The 8,509-nt window shown below is 50.2% G+C and carries 10 protein-coding genes; 2 read left to right on the top strand and 8 right to left on the bottom strand.

Going from position 1 to position 8,509, the window contains the following annotated elements; translation table 11 throughout:
- From Q0238_RS03020 to Q0238_RS03005, 4 genes are all read right to left on the bottom strand, one after another.
- A partial coding sequence (locus Q0238_RS03020) for an ABC transporter substrate-binding protein (RefSeq protein ID WP_297942814.1) occupies positions 1-430 on the bottom strand: 430 nt, incomplete at its 3' end.
- Positions 427-1,200, bottom strand: a complete 774-nt coding sequence (locus Q0238_RS03015) for an ABC transporter ATP-binding protein (protein ID WP_297942812.1) — start codon at positions 1,198-1,200, stop codon at positions 427-429. The genes Q0238_RS03020 and Q0238_RS03015, both read right to left, overlap by 4 nt.
- Positions 1,197-2,165, bottom strand: a complete 969-nt coding sequence (locus Q0238_RS03010; RefSeq protein ID WP_297942811.1) for an iron ABC transporter permease — start codon at positions 2,163-2,165, stop codon at positions 1,197-1,199. Before Q0238_RS03010 ends, Q0238_RS03015 begins: the two co-directional genes overlap by 4 nt.
- Positions 2,162-2,350, bottom strand: coding sequence for a hypothetical protein (locus Q0238_RS03005; RefSeq protein WP_297942809.1), 189 nt, complete (start codon positions 2,348-2,350; stop codon positions 2,162-2,164). Before Q0238_RS03005 ends, Q0238_RS03010 begins: the two co-directional genes overlap by 4 nt.
- A gap of 373 nt (positions 2,351-2,723) precedes the next feature.
- Between Q0238_RS03005 and Q0238_RS03000 the strand changes: the two genes are divergently transcribed.
- Together Q0238_RS03000 and kcuS are read left to right on the top strand one after the other, a co-directional pair.
- Positions 2,724-4,805: a carbon starvation CstA family protein gene (locus Q0238_RS03000; protein WP_297942807.1), complete on the top strand. Its 2,082-nt coding sequence runs from the start codon at positions 2,724-2,726 to the stop codon at positions 4,803-4,805.
- Positions 4,792-5,007, top strand: a complete 216-nt coding sequence (gene kcuS / locus Q0238_RS02995) for a KCU-star family selenoprotein (protein WP_297942805.1) — start codon at positions 4,792-4,794, stop codon at positions 5,005-5,007. The genes Q0238_RS03000 and kcuS overlap by 14 nt, the downstream gene beginning before the upstream one ends.
- Positions 5,008-5,422: 415 nt before the next feature.
- On the opposite strand, the gene Q0238_RS02990 is transcribed toward kcuS, so the two are convergent.
- The 4 genes from Q0238_RS02990 to guaA form a co-directional block, all read right to left on the bottom strand.
- Complete coding sequence (locus tag Q0238_RS02990) at positions 5,423-6,571, bottom strand: hypothetical protein (RefSeq protein ID WP_297942802.1); 1,149 nt, start codon at positions 6,569-6,571, stop codon at positions 5,423-5,425.
- Between the two features lie 266 nt (positions 6,572-6,837).
- A complete protein-coding gene (locus Q0238_RS02985; RefSeq protein WP_297942800.1) occupies positions 6,838-7,038 on the bottom strand; it encodes a hypothetical protein in 201 nt (66 codons plus the stop codon).
- A 121-nt stretch (positions 7,039-7,159) separates the two neighbouring features.
- A complete protein-coding gene (locus Q0238_RS02980) occupies positions 7,160-7,771 on the bottom strand; it encodes an NAD(P)H-dependent oxidoreductase (RefSeq protein WP_297942798.1) in 612 nt (203 codons plus the stop codon).
- Position 7,772: 1 nt separating this feature from the next.
- On the bottom strand, positions 7,773-8,509 hold a 737-nt coding region (gene guaA, locus Q0238_RS02975; protein ID WP_297942796.1), incomplete at its 5' end, for a glutamine-hydrolyzing GMP synthase.

Raw genomic sequence — 8,509 nt, 5'->3', positions numbered from 1 at the left:
GTTTGTCTGCAAAAATTCCATCCATCTGCGCGCAAATTTTATCCGCCTCGCTCTCTTTTTTTACGATGGTCGCAACCTTCTTTACATTTTGGCAGATGTCTGCGGTAGAGTTTGCATCCATCGCAAGGCTCTTAAGTCCTAGTTTTTGCAGATTCTCGCTAACGCCCGCGGAGTGAAAGCTCGTAATAACCAGATCGGGCTTAAGCTCGACGATCTTTTCGAGGTTAGGCTTTACGTAGGTGCCTACGCTTGGTAATTTCGCGGTTTCTGTCTCCGGGCGGATCTTGCTCATCGAAGTAGTGGCGATCGCAGCGATCTGATCCTGCGCGCCTAAAGCGTAGATGATCTCGACCGCGGCGGGATCAAGTACGACTAGACCTTTGGCGAATACAAAGCTCGCCGAGAGCAAAGCTATAAGAATTTTTTTCATAATTTCTCCTTTTTGGGTAGTATAAACTTTACCCCGTTTTCTTCTACTATTAAGGCTTCAAAGCCGTAAATTTCTTTTATGATCTGCGGCGTAAAAAGCTCGCTCGCACTCCCGCGATATCTCACTGCGCCGTCTTTTAGCATAAAAATCTCATCGCAAAAAAGCGAGGCTAAATTTAGATCGTGCAGCACGATGACGCTCGTTAAATTTAAAGAGCGCGTCAGGTTTTCGCAGATGCTCATCGCCTCGATGGCGTAGTTCATATCTAGCGCGCCCGTGGGCTCATCGAGCAGTAAAATTTCAGGCTCGCTGACGAGCGCTCTAGCAAGCAGTACGCGCCCAAACTCCCCGCCGCTTAGCTCAAATGCGCTACGCTCTAGGAATTTTTTCACGTCCAAAAGCTCTGCCATTTGCTCCACTTTAGCGTGATCGTTCGCGTCGTAGCCGCTAAATGCGCTTTTTAGGCGGCAAAACCTACCCGCAAGTAAAATTTCTTTTACGCTAAGCGGCGCGGCGAGGGCCGTTTTTTGCGGTACGAAGCCGATGAGCGCCGCAAGCTCTTTTAGGCCGTATTCGCTTGCCCTTTTGCCGTTTATTTCGATGATACCGCTTGCAGGTTTTAAAATTTGCAAGATATTTTTTAACAATGTGCTCTTGCCGCAGCCGTTAGGACCCAAAATCCCGTAAAATTTACCCCGTTCTAAATTCAGACATACGTCTTGCAGGATCGCCCGCTTGCCGTAGCTGAAGTTTAGCGCCGAAATTTTCATGCATGCTTCCTAAACGCGAGGTATAGAAAAAAGGGCGCGCCGAAAAAGGAGGTCACCACGCCGATTGGAATTTCTACCGGCGAGAGGGCGTTTTTAGCGATTACGTCGCAAAAAACCAAAAAAACTCCGCCGGTAAGCGCGCTAGCGGGGATCAGCACGGCGTTGCTCGCCGTATGAAGCGCCATGCGAAGCGTGTGCGGAATGATGAGTCCCACGAAGCCTATCATCCCCGTAAATGCGACCGAAAAGCCGATGATGAGCGAGGAGACGATGAGCAGGCTCTTTTTAGACTTCTCGACGTTGAGCCCCAGCGATTTCGCCTCCTCGTCGCCGTTTAAGATGATATTTAGCTCGTGGCGCTTTGCGTAAAAATATGCCATGCAAAACAGCAGCGGCGGCAGTAAAAGTGCGATCTTTTGCCAGTTCGCGCCGCCTAGATAACCCATCATCCAAGCGGTTATTTTAAAGCTATCCTCTCCGATGAGATAGACCGCAAAGGAGGTGAATGCGCCCAAAAACGACGACACGGCGATACCTACGATCAGTAGCGTCGAGATCGAGCGAGTGTGAGCGGCGAGCTTAAAGATCACGATCGACAGCGCGCTTGCGCTTAAAAACGCGAAAATTCCGTAAAAAACGTCGCTAAGCCCCAGCAAATAGGCTATGACCGCGCCGAAAGTCGCTGCCGAGGCGATGCCGATGATGTAAGGGTCTGCGAGCGGGTTTAAAAACACGCTTTGCACCACCACGCCCGAAGTTGCCAGCAGCGCGCCCACTAAAATACCCATTACTAGGCGCGGCAGGCGCATTTGCAGCAAGATGAGCTGCTTGGTCTCGTCCAGCTCGCCGAAGGTGAAAAATTTTGCGATGTCGCCCAGCGAAATGCTCGCTCCGCCGCTACTTACGGCTACTAAAGCAAGCAATACGAAAGCTGCGATTAGAAAGAGATAAAATTTAAAGCTCATAGCCCACCAGGCGAACTATACGCGCAGATTTCGTCGCGGCGGATATTTTTAAAATTTAAGCGGTGCCAGGAATTTATGCGCGCGGAATTTATGAAATTCTCGCGGCTCGCATCGTCGTTTTTACGGCTTACATAGCTTTTGATATGAGCACGAAAAAGTACGTAGCCGTGCATCTGATCCGGCATAAATTTCCTCCTAAAAGTATTCGCGATTTTTATTAAGAAATTAAAATCGTTATCATAAGATTTTATCGCTTGATTTCTTAAACCGCGATAAATTCCGTAATGGCTAAAAGCTGCGAGGTTAAATTTAGGTCGATTAAATATTAAAATTTCGCGCGTCTCCAAGCCGCCTATTTAAATTTGAAATTCAAAATTTAGGCGTTAAATTTAAACGTCGAAAGAGCTCTTTTTAATTTCGCGATTCAGCTTTAAATTATAAAAACGCCGATAAAATACGCACTAAATTTTATTTAACGAGCCCCGCTTTAAAGGCGCAAGCCGTTTTATTAAACGTCAAACTGCGCCAAAGCCGCTCGCTAAGCTTTAAGGAGTGAGCATGAAATTTTGGCAAAAGATCCTTTGGGCGGCGGTCGCCGTCATAGGGGCGTGGTGTTTCGGCGTACTTGCGCTAAATAAGGGCGAGAGCATCAGCGCCGTCTGGCTCGTAGTAGCCAGCGCGTGCATCTATCTGATCGGATACACCTTCTACGGGCGCTTTATCGCGTATCGCGTCTTTGAGCTGAACGATCGCCGCGCAACTCCTGCGGTGATCCGAAACGACGGACGAGATTACGTCCCTACAAACAAATACGTCCTTTTCGGGCACCATTTTGCCGCTATCGCAGGCGCCGGACCGCTCGTAGGTCCCGTAGTGGCCGCACAGATGGGTTATCTGCCCGGCACTATTTGGCTTTTGGTAGGCGTCGTGCTCGCAGGCGCGGTGCATGATTTCATCGTGCTCGTGCTATCTACGCGACGCGGCGGCAAGAGCCTCGGCGAGATGATCAAAGAGGAGATGGGTAAGCTCACGGGCGGCATCGCGATGATCGGGATTTTTTTCATCATGCTGATCATCGTGGCGATTTTGGCGATGGTCGTCGTAAAGGCGCTTGCAAACTCGCCGTGGGGGCTTTTTACGATCGCGATGACGATACCGATCGCCATATTTATGGGAATTTACATGAGGTTCTTGCGCCCGGGCAAGGTCAGCGAGGCATCGATCATCGGCTTTGTTTTGCTGATGCTTGCGCTTTGGGGTGGGCATTACGTCTCGATCGATCCGTACTGGCACGACGTTTTTTCGCTAAAGGGCGAGACGCTTGCGCTTCTTACGATCGGCTACGGCTTTATCGCGGCGATTTTGCCAGTGTGGCTGCTGCTCGCGCCGCGCGATTATCTAAGCACCTTCCTTAAGCTCGGCGTCATCATCGGCATGGCGGTCGCGATAATCTTTGTCGCGCCCGAGCTTAAAATGCCCGCTACGACGAAATTTATCGACGGCATGGGTCCCGTTTTTGCAGGCCCGATATTTCCGTTTTTGTTTATCACTATCGCATGCGGCGCGATCTCGGGCTTTCATGCGCTGATCTCCAGCGGCACGACGCCGAAGATGCTCGAGCGCGAAACCCATGCTCTTTTCATCGGCTATGGCTCGATGCTTATGGAGAGTCTCGTGGGCGTAATGGCGCTCGTAGCGGCGTGCATCCTAAGCCCGGGCGAATACTTCGCTATCAACTCGCCAGCTGCGGTACTCGGCAAAGACGCGGTAAGCGCCGCGGCGTATATAAACTCTATCGGATTTAGCATTACGCCCGAGCAGATCGGCGCCTTGGCTTCAAACGTCGGCGAAACCACGATGATGAGCCGCACGGGCGGCGCTCCTACCTTTGCGATGGGACTAACGATGCTGCTGCATCAGATCATCGGCGGCAAGGAGCTGATGGCGTTTTGGTACCATTTCGCGATCTTGTTTGAGGCGCTGTTTATTCTGACCGCGGTCGATGCGGGCACGCGCACGGGGCGCTTTATGGTGCAAGAAATTTTAGGCAACGTCTATAAGCCGTTTTCCGATACCAAAAATTTCCTCTACGGCATCATTGCGACGCTGATCTGCGTGGCGGGCTGGGGCTATCTGCTCTACAGCGGCGTTACCGATCCTATGGGCGGAATTTACACGCTGTGGCCGCTTTTCGGCGCGTCCAATCAGATGCTCGCGGGCATCGCGCTGCTGCTTGCGACGGTGGTGCTTTTTAAAATGGGTAAGCAAAAATACGCCTTCGTCACGATCGCTCCTGCGATTTGGGTGCTTATAACCACGCTTTATGCGGCGATCTTGAAGCTGATGCCGGCTAACGGAGAGCGCGTACACGACGCGGTAAGCCACGTGGCTATCGCGCAAAATACCGCCGCCAAGCTTGCCGGCCTAAGCGATCCTGCGGCGATCGAAAAGGCGCAGGCTATCATCAGAAACAACGTCATCGACGCCGTACTATGTGCTCTTTTCGTCGTCGTTACGATCATAGTCATCGTCCAAACGATCCGAATGTGTCTTAAAATTTCAAAGGGCGGCGCGAGCGAGGGATATTTCAAGCTAGCAGAAAGCGAGTACGTGGACAGGGGCGTTTATGAAAAAGTTTAAATTTAATCCGCTCGCAGCCCCGAAGGCAGTGGCGAGGTTTTTGGCGCGCGCGGATGCCGCACTTGCGCCGCTCATCGGGCTCGGCGATTACGAGGGCTATCTGCGCCATTTCAGAAGTGCTCATCCAGACGAAACCCCGCTAAGTAGGGCAGAATTTTTCCGCGCGATGCAAGATAGCAAGGCAAAAAACGTCAAGTGCTGATAGCGGCGAAAGGGCGCGGTCGCGCCGTACAAATCGCCGGCCCGCGACGCTTTGCCGTCATATCACGGAATTTCGCCGCGGATTTGAAATTTTAAATTTGATAGGGTGCGGGCGCGCGAGTCATGAAATTTAGCCCGCTGCTAGGGATCAAATTTTGCGCGTATCTCTTTGAGATTGCGCTTTAAATTTACTCATAGCCAAGGCGTTAAGATTTGTCCTTGCCGTCGCGCCGTACTTATCGCTAGTCGCGATTTTTTGCAATGGTCTCGCCTTCATGTTGTAGAATTTTTAAACGGGTATTTCCGCGTCTTGATAGAATTCTATATAAAATTTTTAGCAAACCTGCTTTAATTAAAGGCGTTAAATCATAGCTGCAAATTTTAAATCAGGAATATGGGTGTGCTTGGACTATGGCTTAGATCTCATAGCAGGTTAAAATTTGCTCCATATCCTCGTCGTAGGCGTTATCTACCAGCACTCGGCATGTGCGGGTATGCGGTTGCGTATGCTCTTCTTTTTCGACGCTGCCTTCGGGCGCTAAAATTTGCTCGACAAATGCGCCCTTTTGCTCCGCTTCGTATTTTGCGCTCGCAGCCCGGCAAGAAGCAGCCGTAATGACGCCTAAAATTCTCGCGCCCTTTTGTTTAAATTTATGCGCCAAAACAGGCTTTGTCGCGAGATATCGGGCGGGCTCATTTTGTTTAAATTTATCCATCGCTTCGCATCTGGATTTACTCGCCTCGACCTGTGTAAATTCGCCGGAGCCGCCCGCCTCGCCACGCACAATATCAAGAACCCTCAGCTCATTCGGCTCGTTTATAAAGTGCCCGCGCCAGCCGTCCAGTCCATCTGCCGCAAGCTCGAATTTATCGAAATCAAAGTCCAGCTTCACGCGGAATTTAACGTTAAAATTTGCGTCCGTAAAAATAAGCTCATTAGCACCCTCTATTTCGCCGTTTTCGCCCGCTTCGCCCACGCGAATGCAATATCCGCCGCCCACGCGCTGCACCTGCGTCATAGGGCAAGTTTTAGCGATGATTTTAAGCTCGCAACCGCTCAAATTTAGGCGGTAAATTTGACCCGAGCGCGTAAAAATCAAGAAATTTAACTCATCCTGCTTAAAAATCGCCGCACAGCCCTTTAATCGCTTTCGCGTGCTCGTCTGCGACACAAAATCGTAAATAAAAAGCGTGTCGTCGGTCGCCGTGATAGCCTTTTTATCGCTGTCCTTGCTACTTAGCGCGATAAAATTGCCGTATTTTAGCACGCCCTTCTTATGCTTTGAGATGAGCGCGAGATCCGCGGCGTTAAATTTATAAATCGTGTCTATAAAGCCCAAAACTACGAGCGTGCGGCCGTCATCGTCAAAGGTCGCGGCACGGGTAAAATCGCGGAAAGGCGCGCCGGCTAGCTGCTCGCCGCTTGCGAGCGAAAATTTTCTAAGCTTCATCTGCTTTTGCTCGTCGTTATCGCCTGTGTAAAATGCGCGATTTCCCTTAATTAGGATGTTTTCGCCGATATCGCGAAGTCTGTTTTGAAGCCTACTTTGCCATAAAATTTTCATCCGTCGCTCCTTCTATCTGCGCGCAAAGAACACAGCGCGATTTATTGCTTTTAATTTGCGCTAGCGGTTTTATCGGCGCGCATGCTAATACTTGAATTATTGCTTTTAAATTTACGCTATTTGCGCGGCGCTCGGTACCGATCAAATCGGCATTTTAGCCGTGCTTTGCGGGCAAATTTATCCGCGCAGCGTTTGGACCGGGCTAGAAAGAAATTTAACCGCGCGCTGTTTGAGCGAAACCGCAAAATTAGCCTCGCAAATTTAGATCATTTTTTCGGTTTATTTTCTTTGATATAGTCCACGGCGATACGCTGGCAGGCGATTTTATCGTTCTTTTCGAGGCATAAAGTCTCCAGCTCCTCGCGGCTTAAATTTTTGTAATCCTTGATCGTCTTTTTGCCGCCGCCTCCTATGACGAAGTATATGAGAGCCGCTAAAATCGCCATCGCAGCGATTAATCTAAGCATGATTACCTCCTAAATTTCATAGATTTTGCGCCAAATGTGCGAGCGAATTCGGCGCGCATCTGTTTAAATAGGCAGTCAAATTCTATGCCGTTCGGATTTTGCGAGCAGCGAATTTTCAAATTTAAAGCAAATTAATCTGCTTCGGAAAGTACCTATCCAGCGTCTGCGCTACCTGCTCCAACCAGACCTTTCGCTCAGCTTCGTCGCTATCCGCGACCACTCTAAACATCAGCCGCTCAAAGGTTTTCACGCCGCAAAAATCAAAAATGCAGCTTTTCCAAATTCTTTCCAGCGGATCGCCGAATATCTCGTTTTCTCTTGCCTCGGGGGTGTTGGAGGTGTTGAAAACTAGGGCGGCTTCAGCCTTTAAAAGCCCTATCGGAAGCCCGCCACCGTTATCACCTGGCGCAAAATCGTAGGCTACTCTCTGCCTTAGCACGCGGTCGATCCAGCCCTTAAGGATGGCGGGCGGCTCGCCCCACCAATTTGGATGTACAATCACGATGCCGTGGGCGTTTGCGATATCTTTTTGATGCGCTTTTAATAGCTCGTCGTCGCTTTCGTCGCTCACGAGCTCAGCGCCGCTAAGGATTGGGTTAAATTTCTCCTTATATAGATCGTGAAATTTAACCTCGTAGCCGCTATTTTGCAGCTTTTCTGCCGCTGCGTTTGCAATAGCCGCATTTAGACTTCTCTCGTAAGGATGCGCTAAAATGATGCAGATTTGTTTCATCTTACTCCCACTCTATCGTTGCAGGCGGTTTGCTCGAGATGTCGTAAACTACGCGGTTGATGCCGTCTACTTCGTTTATGATGCGGCGAGAGACGTTTTCTAGCAGATCATACGGCAGGCGCGAAAAGCTAGCCGTCATGCCATCGCTGGCGTCCACTACGCGTATACACACGGTGTTTTCGTAGGTGCGGTTATCGCCCATGACGCCCACGGAGTGCACGTTTAGCAGTACGCAAAACGCCTGCCACGTTTTGTTATACCAGCCGCTTGATTTTAGCTCGTCGCGTAGGATCACGTCGGCTTTGCGCAGTAGCTCGAGGCTTGGCGTATTTACCTCGCCCATTATGCGGATCGCAAGGCCCGGGCCGGGGAATGGATGGCGGAAAACGACTTCGCGCGAAATACCTAGTTCGAGTCCCAGCTGGCGCACTTCGTCCTTAAAAATTTCGCGCAAAGGCTCGATCAGTTCAAATTTCATATCCTTAGGCAGCCCGCCTACATTGTGATGGCTTTTGATCGTTTTGCTCGAGCCTGCGACCGAGCTTTCGATGATGTCGGTATAGAGCGTGCCTTGAGCTAGAAATTTTACGTTTTTGTGTTTTGCCGCTTCTTTGCTGAAAACTTCAATGAAGGTCGCGCCGATGATTTTGCGTTTTTGCTCGGGATCGACCACCCCTTTCAGTCTGCTTAAAAACAGCTCGCTAGCATCGATCACGTCTAAGCTCACGCCGAGTTTGA

This window comes from uncultured Campylobacter sp. (genome assembly GCF_938045775.1).
Taxonomy (GTDB): Bacteria; Campylobacterota; Campylobacteria; order Campylobacterales; family Campylobacteraceae; genus Campylobacter_B.
Note: the sequence above shows the minus strand (reverse complement) of the source record. Positions and strands in the feature narration are given on the sequence as shown.